This window comes from Corallococcus sp. CA047B (genome assembly GCF_003612065.1).
Lineage (GTDB): Bacteria > Myxococcota > Myxococcia > Myxococcales > Myxococcaceae > Corallococcus > Corallococcus praedator.
In genome coordinates this window covers 1-15,420 of the sequence record NZ_RAWD01000239.1, presented here as the reverse complement: position 1 = coordinate 15,420, position 15,420 = coordinate 1, and the positions used below count along the sequence as shown (strand labels likewise).

General features: G+C 70.8%; 14 protein-coding genes. 9 read left to right on the top strand and 5 right to left on the bottom strand.

Annotation, left to right across the window (positions count from 1 at the left end; genetic code table 11):
- The 3 genes from D7X74_RS29605 to D7X74_RS29595 all read left to right on the top strand — a co-directional run.
- Nucleotides 1-1,534 (top strand): DUF4173 domain-containing protein (locus D7X74_RS29605; RefSeq protein WP_147446719.1); only part of this gene is annotated, 1,534 nt, incomplete at its 5' end.
- 25 nt (nt 1,535-1,559) lie between these two features.
- The gene (locus tag D7X74_RS29600; RefSeq protein ID WP_120536357.1) at nt 1,560-2,444 is read left to right on the top strand and encodes a DMT family transporter; all 885 of its coding nucleotides are present in this window, start codon (nt 1,560-1,562) and stop codon (nt 2,442-2,444) included.
- 26 nt (nt 2,445-2,470) lie between these two features.
- Nucleotides 2,471-2,899: a VOC family protein gene (locus D7X74_RS29595; protein WP_120536356.1), complete on the top strand. Its 429-nt coding sequence runs from the start codon at nt 2,471-2,473 to the stop codon at nt 2,897-2,899.
- Nucleotides 2,900-2,908: 9 nt separating this feature from the next.
- Here the strand turns inward: D7X74_RS29595 and D7X74_RS29590 are convergent, their stop codons facing one another.
- The 3 genes from D7X74_RS29590 to D7X74_RS29580 all read right to left on the bottom strand — a co-directional run bounded on the left by D7X74_RS29590 (nt 2,909) and on the right by D7X74_RS29580 (nt 5,410).
- On the bottom strand, nt 2,909-3,379 hold the full coding sequence (locus D7X74_RS29590; RefSeq protein WP_120536355.1) for a hypothetical protein: 471 nt from the start codon (nt 3,377-3,379) through the stop codon (nt 2,909-2,911).
- A complete protein-coding gene (locus D7X74_RS29585; protein WP_120536354.1) occupies nt 3,376-4,569 on the bottom strand; it encodes a cysteine desulfurase-like protein in 1,194 nt (397 codons plus the stop codon). The genes D7X74_RS29590 and D7X74_RS29585 overlap by 4 nt, the downstream gene beginning before the upstream one ends.
- Before the next feature lie 226 nt (nt 4,570-4,795).
- Complete coding sequence (locus D7X74_RS29580) at nt 4,796-5,410, bottom strand: CAP domain-containing protein (protein WP_120536353.1); 615 nt, start codon at nt 5,408-5,410, stop codon at nt 4,796-4,798.
- A 162-nt stretch (nt 5,411-5,572) separates the two neighbouring features.
- Here D7X74_RS29580 and D7X74_RS29575 point away from each other — a divergent pair, with 162 nt between their 5' ends.
- From D7X74_RS29575 to D7X74_RS29560, 4 genes are all read left to right on the top strand, one after another.
- Nucleotides 5,573-6,055 (top strand): putative toxin-antitoxin system toxin component, PIN family, encoded by a 483-nt coding sequence (locus D7X74_RS29575; RefSeq protein ID WP_233602313.1) that lies wholly within the window; start codon nt 5,573-5,575, stop codon nt 6,053-6,055.
- A gap of 86 nt (nt 6,056-6,141) precedes the next feature.
- On the top strand, nt 6,142-7,569 hold the full coding sequence (locus tag D7X74_RS29570; protein WP_120536360.1) for a LysM peptidoglycan-binding domain-containing protein: 1,428 nt from the start codon (nt 6,142-6,144) through the stop codon (nt 7,567-7,569).
- A 15-nt stretch (nt 7,570-7,584) separates the two neighbouring features.
- On the top strand, nt 7,585-8,298 hold the full coding sequence (gene deoD / locus D7X74_RS29565; protein ID WP_120536351.1) for a purine-nucleoside phosphorylase: 714 nt from the start codon (nt 7,585-7,587) through the stop codon (nt 8,296-8,298).
- A gap of 10 nt (nt 8,299-8,308) precedes the next feature.
- Entirely contained in the window at nt 8,309-9,196 is an 888-nt protein-coding gene (locus tag D7X74_RS29560; RefSeq protein WP_120536350.1) for an alpha-ketoglutarate-dependent dioxygenase AlkB, read from the top strand.
- A 98-nt stretch (nt 9,197-9,294) separates the two neighbouring features.
- On the opposite strand, the gene D7X74_RS29555 is transcribed toward D7X74_RS29560, so the two are convergent.
- Complete coding sequence (locus D7X74_RS29555; RefSeq protein ID WP_120536349.1) at nt 9,295-11,661, bottom strand: RIO1 family regulatory kinase/ATPase; 2,367 nt, start codon at nt 11,659-11,661, stop codon at nt 9,295-9,297.
- 295 nt (nt 11,662-11,956) lie between these two features.
- Between D7X74_RS29555 and D7X74_RS29550 the strand changes: the two genes are divergently transcribed.
- Both D7X74_RS29550 and D7X74_RS29545 read left to right on the top strand, forming a co-directional pair.
- The gene (locus D7X74_RS29550) at nt 11,957-12,688 is read left to right on the top strand and encodes a murein L,D-transpeptidase family protein (RefSeq protein ID WP_120536348.1); all 732 of its coding nucleotides are present in this window, start codon (nt 11,957-11,959) and stop codon (nt 12,686-12,688) included.
- Between the two features lie 68 nt (nt 12,689-12,756).
- The gene (locus D7X74_RS29545) at nt 12,757-14,256 is read left to right on the top strand and encodes an amidase (protein WP_120536347.1); all 1,500 of its coding nucleotides are present in this window, start codon (nt 12,757-12,759) and stop codon (nt 14,254-14,256) included.
- A 13-nt stretch (nt 14,257-14,269) separates the two neighbouring features.
- Here D7X74_RS29545 and D7X74_RS29540 read toward each other — a convergent pair whose 3' ends face one another.
- Nucleotides 14,270-15,220 carry a TonB C-terminal domain-containing protein gene (locus tag D7X74_RS29540; RefSeq protein WP_233602312.1) on the bottom strand — a complete coding sequence of 317 codons (951 nt, stop codon included), beginning with the start codon at nt 15,218-15,220 and terminating at the stop codon, nt 14,270-14,272.
- Nucleotides 15,221-15,420 lie beyond the last annotated feature (200 nt).

Below are 15,420 nucleotides of genomic sequence, written 5' to 3'. Positions count from 1 at the left end.
GTCCCTGCCCATGTCCCCCCTTCCTCCTCCGGCCGTCACCGCCCCGGTCCCGGCCCGGTCGTGGCTGCCCTGGGTGCGAGCCCCGCGCCGGATGCTGCTCGCGTCGCTGTCGCTGGGAGTGCTCGCGGAGGTCCTGCTGGACCGGGAGCGCTGGGGTCTGGGCTTCCCGGTGCTGGTCGCGGCCCTGTTCGGGGCGCTCGCGTGGCTGGGTGGGCGCGAGGGCTGGCAGCGCGCGCGGCCCAATGCGTGGCTGCTGATTCCGCTGGGCATTGTCTCCGGCTTCGTGGCGGTGCGCGACAGCGGGTGGTTGTTGTCGCTCAACGTGCTGACCGCGGGCGTGCTCCTGACGTTGCTTGCGCACTTCTGGGCCGCGGGCCGGGTGGAGCGGCTGGGGCTCACGACCTATCCCGCCGTCGTGCTGGGCTCCGCGCTCCAGGCCCTGCGCTATCCGTCGGCACTGGCCAGGGAGAGCGTGGACGTGAGCAGCGTTCGCGCCCATGCGCCCCGCCTGTTGTCCCTGGGGCGCGGACTGCTGCTGACGCTGCCGGTGCTGCTGGTGTTCAGCGTGCTGCTGGACTCGGCGGACGGGGTCTTCTCCTCGACGATGGGACGGTGGCTGTCATTCGACCTGGGGCTGGATGTGCTGGTGGCGCGGAGCGTCGGCGTGACGTTCAGCGCGTGCGTCGCGGCCGGGGTGCTGGGCCATGCGCTGCGCCGCCGTGCCTCCAAGGAGTGGGGTGACACGGAGGCGGAGCCCGCCACGCCGCGCCTGGGCTTCATCGAAGCGCTGGTGCTCATTCTCGCGGTGGATGCGCTGTTCTTCGTCTTCGCAGCCTTCCAGGTGGCGTACCTGTTCATCGGGGACGCGGTGTCGCCCGCGCCGGGCTACTCCTTCGCGGAGTACGCGCGGCACGGCTTCTTCGAATTGGTGGTCGTGTCGCTCCTCACGCTCGCACTGGTGATGGCCCTGACGCGCTGGACGCGGCGCGAGTCGCCCGTGGCCCAGACGGTGTTCCGCGCGGGCGCGTCGCTGATGGTGGTGCTCACGCTGGTCATCCTCGCGTCGGCGATGAAGCGCCTGTCGCTCTACGAGGACGCCTTCGGCTACACGCTGCTGCGCGTGTACACGCATGTCTTCATGATGGCGCTGGGGGCGGCGCTGGCCTGGCGCGCGGTGACGCTGTGGTGGCGCACGGAGCGCTTCGCGGTGGGGGCGCTCGTCACGGCGCTGGGCGCGGTGGTGGCGCTCAATGTCCTCAACCCGGAGGCCTTCATCGCGCGCCACAACCTGGAGCGCCATGCGCGCACCGGTTCGCTGGACGTGGAGATGTTGTCCCGGCTGTCCGCGGACGCGGTGCCCGCGCTGATGCCGGCGCTCTCCGTCCTGTCGGAGGCTGAAGGGGAGCTCCTGTTGAGCCAGCACCGGGACCACCTGTCCCAGCGGGACACGGTTCCCGAGTGGAATTTCTCCCGCTTCATGGCCCGCCGGGCGCTCCTCCAGGCCGGTCCGTGGCGGGAGGCCGTGAATCCCTGAGGCGCGGTGGCTAGAGTCCGGCGCCATGACCGAAGCCGCCGGACGCCGTGCCTCGCCGCTGTCACCGATTCCCGCGGTCCTCATCGCCGTGGTGAGCGTGCAGGGCGGCGCGGCGCTGGCGAAGGGCCTGTTCCCAGCGGTGGGCGCGACCGGGGCGGCGGGACTGCGGCTGGTGCTGGCGTCGGTGATGTTGCTGGCGTTCTTCCGGCCGCCCGTGACGCGCTACACGCGGGCGCAGTGGGCGGCCATCATCCCCTACGGTCTGGCGTTGGGGGTGATGAACCTGACGTACTACCTGGCCATCGCGCGCATCCCGCTGGGGCTCGCGGTGACGCTGGAGTTCGTGGGGCCGTTCGCGCTCGCGGTCGTGGGGTCGCGCAAGGCCCTGGACTTCGTGTGGGTGCTCTTCGCGGCGACGGGCATCGTGCTGATCACCCCCTGGACCGCTCGGCCCGGTGGGTTGGATCCGCTGGGCGTGGTGCTGGCGTTGGCGGCGGGCGCGTGCTGGGCCGTGTACATCCTGGTGGGCGGCCGGCTGTCCAGGCTCGTGCCGGAAGGGCAGGGGGTCGCGGTAGGCATGGTGGTCGCGACGCTGGTGGTGCTGCCGTTTTCGCTGGTGGGCGGCCACCTGGAGCGGCTGACGCCGGCCCTGTTCGCGGCGAGCGTGGGCGTGGCGCTGTTGTCCAGCGCCCTGCCATACACCCTGGAGATGATGGCCCTGGGCAAGCTGTCCAGCCGCACCTTCGGCATCCTGATGAGCCTGGAGCCCGGCGTGGCGACGGTGGCGGGCTGGGTGTTCCTGCACGAACAGCTCACGCCCCTGCAATGGCTGGCGGTCGCGTTGGTGAGTGTTGCTTCGGCGGGGGCGACGCTGACCGCGAAGCGTCCGCCCCCGCCCGTCGAGGTGTGAGGGGGCGCGCGTAGTAGAAGGGCGGGATGAAAACGACCAGCTACTATCCGGTCCTGATGACGAACGAGGTCGCCAAGACCGCCGCCTTCTACGTCACCCACTTCGGCTTCCGCGCGCTCTTCGAGGCGGATTGGTACGTCCACCTCCAGTCCACCGAGGACGCGCGGGTGAACCTGGCGATCCTCGACGGGCGCCACGCCACGGTGCCGGAAGTGGCCCGGGGGCGCCAGGCGTCGGGCCTCCTGCTGAACTTCGAGGTGGAGGATCCGGATGCCGAGTACGCCCGGGTGAAGGCCGCGGGCCTGCCCATCCTGCTGGAGCTGCGCGATGAGGAGTTCGGACAGCGCCACTTCATCACGGCGGATCCGAACGGCGTCCTCATCGACATCATCAAGCCCATTCCGCCGTCGGCCGACTTCCAGGCGCAATACGCGGAAGCGGCGCTGCCGAAATAGGCGTTGGCGTCACATGTGGACGACCAGGTCGAACCGGCAGTGACGGGCCATCAGGTCCAGCAGGTCATCCAGCGGTGCGTTCAGCCGGTGCTTGTAGAAGTCCAGCCCGAGCAGGGACTGGTCCGGCTGTCTTTGGTCCGAGGCATCCAGCATGGGGTGCATCCGGTTCGTGAGCCATGCCCGGGTCCAGCGTCCTTCAGTCCGAGCCAGGAGGGGGCGCCGATCCCGCACGACCAGTTCGATCCACAGATGCCCCGCCGTGGCGAAGGTGGAGCGGAAACCCTTCGGCAGGTAGCTGACCGGGTATGTCTTTTCGCGCCAGCCGTCGGGGTGCCGCTCCATGGTGGGCGTCAGGCAGATGAACTCCAATTCCTTCCAGGCGATGGGGATGGGTTGGAGGAACAGGGGACGCAGCACGAGGCCCTCTTCATTGAAGTCCACGCGGAGCGGCAGGCTGCGATGGGTGAGCGTCGCTGTCATCGGGGCAGCGAATCCAGTCCCGCCATCAGGCGGTCCACGTCCGCCAGGGTGTTGTAGTGCAGCAGCGAGGCGCGCACGGCGCCGTCGGGCATGAGCCCCAGCGCCTCCGCCGCTAGCGTGGCGTAGTAGTGCCCCGCCGCCACGCCCACATCCTGTCCGGCCAGGTGTTCCGCCACCGCGCGCGCAGGGATGCCCGGCACGTTGAAACAGAAGGTGGCCACGCGCCCCTTGGGTTCCTTGGGACCGTAGAGCGTCACGCGCGGATGCTTCGACAAGCGCTCCAGCGTGGCCTCCAGCAGCGGATGCTCCAGCGCTTCGATGCGCTGGAAGGCTCGCACCAGTCCTTCGCGTCCCAGCTGGCCTCCGCCCAAGTCCTCGCGGAGATAGCGCAGAGAACCCAGCCATCCGGCCCACCCTTCGTGGTTGGCGGTGCCCGGTTCGAACTTCTGCGGACTGTCATCCGGGATGAACCACAGCTTGTCCGCCGGCAGCCCCGCGAGCAGTTCGCGCCGCACATACAGACAGCCCAGGTGCGGACCGAAGACCTTGTACGGAGAGAACACGACGAAGTCCGCGCCCCACGCCTTCACGTCCGGGAGGTGGTGCGGGCTGGAGTGCACCGCGTCCACGAACAACCACGCGCCCACGCCGTGCGCCACCTCCGCCGCGGCGGCCACGTCGGGTGTGGCCCCCACGGAGTTGGCGGCCGCCGTCACCGCGACCAGCCGCGTGCGCGGGGTGGCGAGCGCCCGCAGGTCCGATGCCTCCAGCCGCCCCTCGGGCCAGCGCGCCCGCCAGAGCTTCACCGTCACGCCTTGCGCTTCCAGGGCCCGCCACGGGGCCGCGTTGGATTCGTGCTCCAACTCGGAGATGACGACCTCGTCTCCTGCCTGGAAGAGGCGTGAGAGGGCCCGGCCCACCTGGAACGTGAGCGCGGTGGCGCTGGGGCCGAGCATGACCTCCTCCGGCTGACAATGGAGGAACTCCGCCGTCTCCGCTCGCGCGCGGGACTTGAGCGTGGTGGCCACCTTCGACGCGGCGTAGGGCTGGCCCACGTTGCAGCTTCCTCCGGTGAGGAACTGGCTGATGGCGTCGATGCAGTGCGAGGGCACTTGCGCCCCGGCGGCGTTGTCCAGATAGCTGAAGCCGGACCGCAGGGCGGGGAATGACGAGGCGAACGGGGAGTTCATGGGCCGCGAAGCATAGTCTTCCGCCGCCGCGTTTCATGAACGGCTGGTGGCCCTCACTTTCGGCACGGGCGTGCAACAGAAGTGGGAGACCGCCGGTCTCCAGCGCTTCTACGCCTTCGTGTACGCGTGGCTGCTGCACCCATGCGATCGCCGCGCGCTTCACGCTCGATGGCGCTTTGGGGAACCGCCGCCCCTGAACGCGGGACGGCGGTCCGGAGGCTTGCGACTACGGCGTGCCGAAGTCCTGCGTCCAGTAGGCGCGGTAGCTGCTGGACGGCGCGTTGAAGTAGCCGATGCCTGTCTGCTTGAGCGCGCCGTTCATGATGTTGTTGCAGTGGCCGGTGCTGGTCATCCAGCCATTCACCACCGCCGCCGCGGTGCCGTAGCCCGCGGCGATGTTCTCCGCCGCGGTCCGGTAGGTGTAGCCGGCGGACGCCATCCGCTGCCACGGCGTGGTGCCGGTGGAGCCCGTGTGGCTGAAGAAGTTGTTGGTGCCCATGTCCTTGGAGTGCTTGCGCGACGCACAGCGCAGCTTCGTGTCGAGCGTGAGCGCGGCCACCGCCGGCTTCACCACGCCGCCACAGGTGGCCCCCGCCGCGCGGCGCTGGTTGATGAGCGTGAGCACTTCATTCTCCAGCGCCACCCACGCCGGATCCCACGTCGTCACGTCATCGCAGTACGCGGCGCTCGCGGTCACCCCGTCGCTGGCGACCTCCGTCTGGACGGGGGGAACGACGACGCCCTCTCCGGACGGCTCCGGCAGCTGCTCTCCACCACAGCCACCCAGCAGGGCGGCGGCGCTCAACAACGTCAGACACAGCGAACGGGGGAAGACGGTCATGGACAGACCTTTCACCGGCACGAACCGGCGGAGGGAGGGGGATCACGGGAAACAACGTTGTCCCTTATTCCAGGTTTCGGCCATGGACGCCGCGTGTATTGTGATTGACTGCTCGGCGAGCGTGTTGAATTGGCGGCGCTGCTGGCGGAAAGTTCTTCTTCCGTGAGCGCTCCTTCCGTTGGGCCTGATGTTCGTTCGGTGGTGCTGGACACCAACGTGGTGCTGGATCTGTTCGTCTATGACGACCCCTTCGCGCGGCCGTTGAAGGAGGCCCTGCTCGCGGGCTCGCTGACGGCGTGGGTGGACCGGCACACGCTGCGGGAGCTGGAGCTGGTGCTCGCGTACCGCTCGTTCGCGCTGACGGCGGAGGCGCAGCAGGCGGTGCGGGAACGGTACGGCGCGCTCACGCGGGTCTCGGACGGGGAGGGCGCGGCGGTGGAGCTGCCCCCGTGCCGCGACCGGGATGATCAGAAGTTCCTCGTGCTGACGGCTCGCGTGGGGGCGTCGTGGTTGGTGAGCAAGGACAAGCGCGTGCTGTCGATGGGCGGCGGGCGTCGCCTGCCGTTCGACGTGCTGACGCCCCGGCGCGCGTCGCTGCTGCTGGGGGCGGAGATTTCGCCGGCCTCGCACGGCGGGAGGGATTGAAGCAGGCAGGCAAGGGTGCACACGGGGAGTCAAAATCGCGGTCGAAGCTTGGTGGTGTGGGCTTTCTCGGGCCATCCTTCGCCCCGGTGCGTTCCTCACTCCTGATCCTCCTGTTCTGCGCGGGCTGTGCCGCGCGTGTCGTCACCCCCGTTCCGGTGTCCGCCCCGGCTCCGACCCAGGCCGCGCCGCCCGGGGAGTCGGTGCCGCCCGCCGGGGCTCCGGCCGCAGCCACGCCTGCTCCGGCGGGTGCGCAGGCTCCGGCGACGGGGGAGGCCCAGGTCGTGGCCCCCGCGAGCGTGTCCGCCGCGCCCACCGCGATGCCGTCTCCGGCGGAGGTCGCCGCCGTCGTCACCGACGCCGCGATGCGCGACAACCCCTGTCCCGCGGGGACGGAGGCCGAGGAGGACGAGGACGATGTGTCCGCGGCCACCGACGACGAGGGGGTGAGCGAGGAGGGCGAGCTGCAGGCGCCGCTCGCGCCCGCCGCGCCCGCGGGGCCGCTGTACACCGCCGACCTGTCCGATGAGGCGCTCACCGAGGCGTGGAAGAAGGACCCGGCCACGCTGGGCTCCATGTCCATCGGGTTCGTGGAGAGCGGCCGACAGCTCAACAGCCACCGCGTCCCGGATGACAAGGACTGGCTGGTGGTGTCGCCGGAGATCGCCTGGGGCACCGAGGAGACCGTCAACTACGTGGTCGCCGCCATCCGCGCCGTGCGCGCGCAGTATCCGAACGTGCCCCCGCTGCGCGTCAACCGGCTGTCCACCAAGGACGGCGGCTACCTGCGTCCGCACAAGAGCCACCAGAACGGGCGCGACGTGGACCTGGGCTTCTACTACCCGACGGCGGAGCCGGTGCGGGAGCGGGAGCGCGAGCGCTACATCGACGTGGCCATGAACTGGGCGCTGGTGCGCTCGCTGGTGACGAACACCGACGTGCAGATGATCCTCGTGGACAAGCGCGTCCAGAAGGTCCTGTACGACTACGCGGTGGGTATCGGCGAGGACAAGGCGTGGCTCGACTCGCTGTTCAACGCGGGCTTCAACTCCGTCATCAAGCACGCGCGCCGGCACCGCGACCACTTCCACGTGCGCTTCTTCAATGCGCGCGCGCAGGAGCTGGGCCGCCGGGTGGCGCCGCTGCTGGCGCTCCAGCCGGACCAGAACCTCATGATGTACAAGGTGCGCAACGGGGACACGCTGGGCGGCATCGCGATGCGGCACAACTCCAGCGTGGTGGCCATCAAGAAGGCCAACCGGATGCGCAACACGTTCCTGAGCATTGGCCGGCGGCTGGTGATTCCGCTCAAGGGGCCCTGCACGCACTGCCCGATTCCACCGCCCGTGCAGCTTCCGCCGCGCCGGATGCCCCCGCAGACGCAGGCCCCCGCTTTGGTGTCCACGACGCCCGAGGCTTCAGGCAAGCTGCCCAACCCCTGTACTCCCGCCGCGCCGGCGCCCACCCCCGTGGCGGGGCCGACGGGCGCTCCGTCCGGTCTGTCGACCGCACGCTGAAAGGCCTCACGCTCCATGGCAACTCCGCACATCTCCGCCTCCCCGGGTGACTTCGCCGAAGTGGTCCTCATGCCGGGGGATCCGCTGCGCGCCCGCTACATCTCCGAGCGCTTCCTGGAAGGCGCGCGCGCCGTCACGTCGGTGCGCAACATGCTGGGCTTCACCGGCACCTTCCGGGGCAAGCGGCTGTCGGTGATGGGGCACGGCATGGGGGTGCCCTCCATCTCCATCTATGCGACGGAGCTGGTGCAGACCTACGGCGCGCGCGTGCTCATCCGCGTGGGCAGCTGCGGGGCGCTGCGCACGGACGTGAAGCTGCGCGACGTCATCGTGGCGCTGGCCGCGGGCACCGACTCCAATGTGAACCGCATGCGGGCGATGGGGCACGACTTCCCGGCGGTGGCGGACTTCACGCTGGCCCGGCGCGCGGTGGAGGCGGCGGAGAAGCTCCGCAAGCCCGTGCGCGTGGGCTCGGTGTTCACGTCCGATTTGTTCTACCACCCGCAGGAGCAGCTCAACGCCACGCTGGCGCGCATGGGCATCCTGGCGGTGGAGATGGAGATCGCCGGCCTCTATGGCGTGGCGGCGCAGTACGGCGCGCGGGCGCTGGGGCTGCTCACGGTGTCGGACCACATCCTCACGGGCGAGCACCTGTCCCCGGAGGACCGGCAGACGACGTTCGACGAGATGATCGAGGTGGCGCTCGACGTCGCCGTCTCCGAGGCGTAGGGACGCGTCCATGACCTTCACTCCCCGCCGGGGGCCGGGCTCGCCGCTGGCGCGCAAGGCGGCCCAGCGCACCCCGGGCCATCACTACAACGCGAGCTTCCTGCCCGCGGCGGACCGCGCGGAGATCCTCGCGTGGCTGGGCACGCTGCATCCCCTGTGGGAGGAGCGCTATTCGAAGCACTTCCCCCCGCCGGAGGGACAGGCGCAGCGGCGGCTGCTGAGGCCGGTGTACTGGCTGGGCAACTGGCAGTTCGCGTGCCTGGACTACTACCGGCCGCCCAAGGGCGTGAAGGACCGCTGTGTGAAGGCGGAGCCGTTTCCGGCGGTGCTGGAGCGGCAGATTGCGAAGGTGGAGGCGCTGGCGCGGCGGATGTTCCGGGGCCCGGACATGCCGCAGGGCTGGCACCTCAACACCTGCCTGGTGAACTTCTACGGCAGCCGGTTGGAGGACGGGCGCTGGGTGGACGTGGCGCGCGTGGGCGAGCACAAGGACTTCGAGCCGGGCCCGGTGGCGTCGCTGTCGCTGGGCGAGCGCGCGCTCATCCAGTTCGTCACGTCGTCGCGGCCCGGTGAGCGCGACGCGGTGGTGCTGGAGCAGTGGTTGGATGACGGTTCGCTGCAGCTCTTCGGCGGCGCGCAGTGGAAGGAGCAGACGTTCCACCGGGTGCAGCGGGTGGACACGCGCGCCGGGCACGTGATGCCGCCGGAGCTGCCGGACTTCCGCACGCGGCGCATCAACCTGACGTTCCGCTACGTGCCGGACGCGCACGTGACGCCGTTCGCGGCGCTGAGCGCGGAGGCCCGTGAGGACGTGCGGCCGTACATGGCGACGCTCGCGAAGGGCAGCCGCTTCTTCCGCGAGGAACTGGCGAAGGAGCCCGTGACGCGGGCGGAGTAGGGCAGGGCGCGGACGTTAGAGGTCCGCGCCTGCCTTCACGAGGAGCTGACCGCGCGGCCGGAGGAGAGGCTCGGACGTTGGCGGTCCGAGCCCTCGGTTCAAGACGAGGACGACGAGCCTGTCTCAGGACCCCGGTTGGACGAAGCAGACGCGGGTGAACGGCCCACGTAGCTGACCTGCGGCGAGGCTCCTCGCGCGGGACGTCCCGTGCCGCGCTCCTGGGGCTGACGGGGCATCCGAGCCGGGTTGCCACGTGCTTCCCGCGCGTTGGCGTCGGGTCCGCGGTCGTTCGGGTGCTGCGCGGCTTCCTGTCGGGGCTCCGCATTCATCGCGGGGGCTTCGCCGCTGCGGGAGCGCTGCCGACGGTTGTCCGGGTTCTGGGCCCGGCCCTCCGCGCTAGGGACATCCTTCGACGGTGGCGAGAAGGACGCGTTGTCGCCCTCCGTGTTCGGAGGACGCTGACCCCTGGGGGGACGGCCGTTCGAGCGGGGTTCGCCGTTCTGCTGCTGCGGACGCCCGTTCATGCGCGCTTCGCCGTGCTGAGAAGGTTGGCCGTCCGTCCGGAATCCATTGTCGCCGTGGGACCGACCGTTCGCGCGCGCGTCATCCCGCGCCTGCGACGGCGCTCCATTCATGCGCGGCTCGCCGTTCTGCTGGGAGCCGTTCATGCGCGCGTCACCGTTCTGGGCCCGGCCGTTCGTGCGTGGCTCGCCGTTCTGCTGAGCGCCATTCGCACGTGCTTCGCCGTTTTGAGGGCGGCCGTTCATGCGTGGCTCGCCGCGTTGCTGGGAGCCGTTCGCACGTGCTTCACCACCGTTCTGGGACCGGCCGTTCATGCGTGGCTCGCCGTTCTGCTGAGAGCCGTTCATGCGCGCTTCGCCGTTCTGAGACCGGCCGTTCATGCGTGGCTCGCCGTTCTGCTGAGAGCCATTCGCACGCGCTTCACCATTCTGCTGCGGCCGGCCGTGCGTGCGCGGCTCGCCGTTCTGCTGCGGCCGGCCGTTCATGCGTGCTTCACCGTTCTGCTGGGAGCCGTTCGCGCGCGGCTCGCCGTTCTGCTGCGGCCGGCCATTCATACGCGGCTCGCCCTGCTGCGAAGGGGCGCCGTTCGCGCGCGCATCCCCGTGCGGCTGCGACGGGGCGCCATTCACGCGCTGATCACCGTTCGGCTGCCGGGGCGGACGTCCATCGCGGCGCGGCTCGTTCGGGCCGCCTCGCGGGTTGCCATTGCGCGGCCCGCCGCCCTGCTGCTGGGGACGGCCATTCGTGCGTGCATCGCCCGCCGCCGCCGGCGCCGCCTGAACCACCGGGGCTCCACCGCGCGGTCCACCCTGCTGCGGACGTCCGTTGTTCCCACCGGGCCGGTTGTTGCCACCCTGCTGCGGCCGTGCCGCGGCACCCTGCTGCGGCCCCGCATTCCCACCGGGCCGGGGCGCATTGCCCGTGCGCGGAGGCGGCTTGCCTCCAAAGCCTCCACGCCGACGCCCATCGCGCGGGCTCGACGTGACGACCGGCCGTCCGCGCTCGCCGCCTCCCTGTCGCAACACCAGGGCTTCCAGCGCTCGCAGCTCCGCTTCCTCCGCGCTCACGCCCTCTTCCAGCTCCACCGGGGCCGCCTCCGGCGCCGGGGCTGCTCGGAAGTCACCGCGTCCCTCCTGCCCGAAGCGCTCCGCCCGGGGACCCGGCCGGCCCTGCGCCCCGTTGCGGCGCGGCGCCTCCTTGAAGTTGCCCGACGGCGTGTACTCCGGCGTCAGGTCGCGGCGCACATACGCGTTCCAGATTTCGCCCGTGTCGCCCGCACGGCTCGCCAACCGGTGCGAGATGCCCGTGAGGAACTCCCGCACGTTGTCCAGGTCGCGGCGGAAGTAGAACTCCGCCTGGCTGTTGCGCGCCGCCGCCACCGTCTGCGGAAAGTCGATGAGCGTCGGCCCCATCCCACTCATCAGGATGTTGTAGGGCGACAGGTCTCCATGGATGAGGTCCGCGCACAAGGTGCGAATCACCTGACCCCGTAGGTCCAGGTAGCAGGCCTCGGCATCCTCGGGCGTGAGGGGCGGTGCTTCCACCAGACGGGGGGCCGGCTGGCCCTGCTCATCCAGCACCAGCTCCATCAGGAGGATGCCTTCGTAGAAGAGCACCGGCGTGGGGACGCGCACACCCTGGGCGTGCAGCTTGTAGAGCGAGTCCGCCTCGGCGTTCTTCCACGCCTCTTCCGCGGCGGCCTGCCCGAAGCGGCTGCCCTTCTCCATGGCGCGGCGGGTGCGCGAGTTGCGCACCTCGCGGCCTTCCTTGTAGCCGGAGTTGTTGCGGAAGTTGCGCTCGTGGCGCTCCTTGTACAGCTTCGCGGCGACCACCTGGCCGGCGTGCTGGACAAGCCATACCTCTGCCTCCTTGCCCGTCTTCAGCTGGCCGATGACGGCGTCAATGATGCCGTCGGCGAGGAGGGTCTCGAGGGAGTCATTCATTCTTAGGCAAAAGGCCGGAACGGCACGGGGCGGGGAGCTTCAGTCGTAGCGCACACCGGCGGCCCCTGCTCGCCATGATGCACGTTGGAGATGAGAACACCGGGCAGGCCCTGATTTCCATCGCCGTTGCGCTGAACGCCATCCAGGAAACCCACGTACCGCTTGCTAGCAGCTTGGGAAGCAGGGGGCCAGGGGTGGGACCTTGCCTGTATCCTGTTCGCCTTCCGCCCCTGCCCCGGGACCGGCTTGACGCCGGCCGGGGTCCAAGAAGCCCTCGGGAAGGAGACGTCCGCCCATGAAGGTCCTGCTGTTGTGGGGTGTCCTGTTGGCCTCGCTGTGCGCGCACGCCGAGGACCGTGTCGAAGGGGCCCGGAAGCATCAGACGGCCGCGCTCATCCAGTCGTTCCGGGACGCGGGGCTGTCCTGGCCGCCGGAGGAACTCTACCTGCGGGCCTTCAAGGTCGAGCGCGAGCTGGAGGTCTGGGCCGGCCCCCGGGGCAAGCCGCTGGTGAAGGTGCGCACGTTCCCCATCTGCGCGGCGTCCGGCGACGTGGGCCCCAAGCGCGCCCAGGGGGACGAACAGGTTCCGGAGGGCTTCTACACGGTGGACCTCTTCAACCCGAAGAGCGCCTACCACCTGTCGCTGCGCGTGAGCTATCCGAACGCGCTCGACCGGAAGCTGGGCGCCGCGAAGCCCGGGGGGGACATCTACATCCACGGCAACTGCGTGAGCATCGGCTGTCTGGCCATCGAGGACGGGCCCATCGAGGCGCTGTACGTGCTGGTGACGGAGGCCCGGGCCCGCATGGGACGCGACGTGCCGGTGCACATCTTCCCACGTCGGCTGGACGCGGCGGGGCTCGCGGCGCTGGAGGCGCTGGCCGGCGTCACCGACGCGCGGCGGGCCTTCTGGCGGGGCCTGGAGCCCGGCTACCGGCTCTTCGAGGAGCAGCGGCGCCCCCCTCGCGTGAAGGTGGACACGCGCGCGACGGCCTACGTCGTGACCCCGGCGCCGCCGGCCCGGTAGTCCGCAAGCTGTTACAAATGGCGATCCGTCGGTGCCGCCGTTAACCGACTTCGGGGGGTGGGTCGCGCATGAAGTCATCCGTCACGTTGCAAGAGCCCGTGGTTTCCGATGGCGCGCGAGCGCTCGTGTCCCTCACGACGACGGAGCTGGCCGCCGCCCTTCGCGAGCGCCGCGTCAGCGCCGTGGAGGTGCTGGACGCCTTCCTGTCCCGGGCCCGTGCGCACAACCCCGCGCTCAACGCCGTGGTGACGTGGGACGAGGCGCGGGCCCGGGAACGCGCGCGGCAGGCGGACGCCGCGCTCGCGAAGGGGGAGCTGTGGGGGCCGCTGCACGGCGTGCCCTTCACCGTGAAGGACACCTTCAGCACCCAGGGCCTGCGCACGACGTCGGGCCATCCGCTCCTGGCGGAGTACGTGCCCACCGAGGACGCCACCGTGGTGGCCCGGCTCAAGGCCGCGGGCGGCATCCTCTTTGGCAAGACGAACCTGCCGCCGTTCGCCGCGGACTTCCAGACGCACGGGCCGCTGCTGGGCCGCACCAACAATCCGCACGCGCTGGAGCGCACGCCGGGAGGTTCCAGCGGTGGGGCCTCGGCGTCGGTCGCGGCGGGCTTCACCCCGTTCGACGTGGGCAGCGACATCGGCGGCTCCGTGCGGCTGCCGGCGCACTTCTGCGGCATCGTCAGCATCAAGCCCACGGAGAACCGCGTCTCCAACGCGGGCCACATCCCGGACATGCCCAACGGTCCGCGCCACGTGCGCCACATGGCGTGCTCCGGTCCTTTGGCGCGTTCGGTGGCGGACCTGCGGCTCATCCTGTCCATCATCGAAGGCGCGGACCTTCGCAACCCGGAGGTGCCGCCTGTCGCGCCGCTGGGGGCCGCGAAGCCCCGGGCCCTGAAGGGACTGCGGCTGGCGTGGGCGGACACGCTGGGGCCGTTTCGCGCCGACCGCGAGACGCGCGAACTCTTCCAGCGCTTCACCGCCGCCGCCCGCGCGGAAGGCGTCGTCGTGGAGGAGACCGTGCCCGCGTCGCAGGACTTCGCGGACCTGCTGGACGTGTGGGGGCTGATGGAGGGCGGACTGGTGGGCGTGCCGTTGCCACCGGACGCGCGCGAGGCCTTCCGGGGGCAGTTCCTGTCGCTCCCGAACGACCTGCTGGCGAAGTCCATCGTGAAGGGCACGCACCTGGACCTGACCGGCATGGGAGAGACGCTGAGCCGCCGCGACGGGCACATCGCCACGTTGGAGCGGTTCCTGTCCGGTTGGGATGCGTGGATGGTGCCGGTGTCGATGACCGCCGCCATCGCGCACGCGCCGTTCGGACACCCGGTGGACGTGGACGGCGTCCCGGGCAGCTACCTGGAGGTGCTGGGCGGGTTCACCAGCCTGTTCAACGCGACGGGGAGTCCCGTGGTGGTGATTCCCCTGGGGCGCACGGCGTCGGGGCTTCCGGTGGGCGCGCAGCTGGTGGGGCGGCGGTGGGCGGACGGGGCGCTGCTCGATGTGGCGGAGGCGCTCCTGCCCCTGGGCGGCGGCGTGCGGTGGCCCGCGGCGTTCACGCCCTGATTCACGCGGTGGTTCAATAGACGCGCAGCAGCCGGGATTTGCATTCGAAGTGCGGGTTGCGCACGTCGATGACGTAGACCTCGCCGGTGGTCTCCTCGAAACCTCCGGCGAGCACGCCCACGGTGGCCGCGGCGGCGAGGTACGCGGTGTCCGTGCCCTTCATCTCGCTGACCTTGCGCACGTAGACGACGCGGCCCTCCACGGCCCACAGGGTGCGGATGCCATCGGCGTGCACGCCCAGGGCCTCGGGGGGCGGTGGAGGCAGCTTCGCCAGCGCGGGAGGGATGGCCTGGAGCACGTAGTCGTCGTAGGCGCGGTTGCCACTGCGGCTCACGAGCTTCACCTCGCGCAGCGTTCCATCCGGCCCCTGGAGCAACTCCAGCGTGACGACCAGCTTCAGGGTGCTGACGCCGTGGGCGAAGGACTGGAGCTCGTCGCCGGCCTGGGAGAGGCCGCGCAGGCGGTTGAACTCGGGGTTGTTCCGGGTGCGCTGTGCGAGCAGCTCGCCCGGCTTGGGGGGCGCTCGCGTCGGGGGCGCGGCGCCAGGTGAGCCCGTGGCGCCGAACTGGCGGGCCTTGTCGGCCCATGAGTACAGCAGTTGCCTGGGCAGGCTGGGCATGTCGAAGAGCGGCGCTTCATCCATCTGCCGCTCCAGCTTCGCGCGCAGCTTGCCGAAGTACGGGTGGATGCGGCCGGTGTCCACGCGGTCGCGCGCCTGGCGGTCGTCGATGATGCCCTGTACCCGCTCCGACACGCGCGCCTGCTCCTCGGCGGCGATGGCTTCGGGCGAAAGGCTCGGGTCGCCGGGCCGCAGCGTGCGACCTCCGCCCCGGGAGTTCTCCGGCGTCGTGATGATCACCCCGCCGCTCGCACCCGGCGGGGGCAGCAGGTTCAGGGGCAGGGTGCCCGGAGCGCGGGGCACGTCCGCCGAAGGCCGGTCGGATTCGAGGGAGGGTTCGCGCACCGCGACGTCGGGCGGAGGGGTCGCAGCGGACGGTGATGGCCCCTGGCGCGCCACTTCGGGCGGTGGCGATGCGGGCTTACGGGCCGGAGGCTCCCGGGTCGCCGTGCCAGCAGGGGGCCGAGGGCGCGGTGTCGGCGGAGTCGCCGGATCCTCGGCTCGCGGAGGTTCGGGTCTGGCGCTTGGGTCCGGCGGGGTGGAGG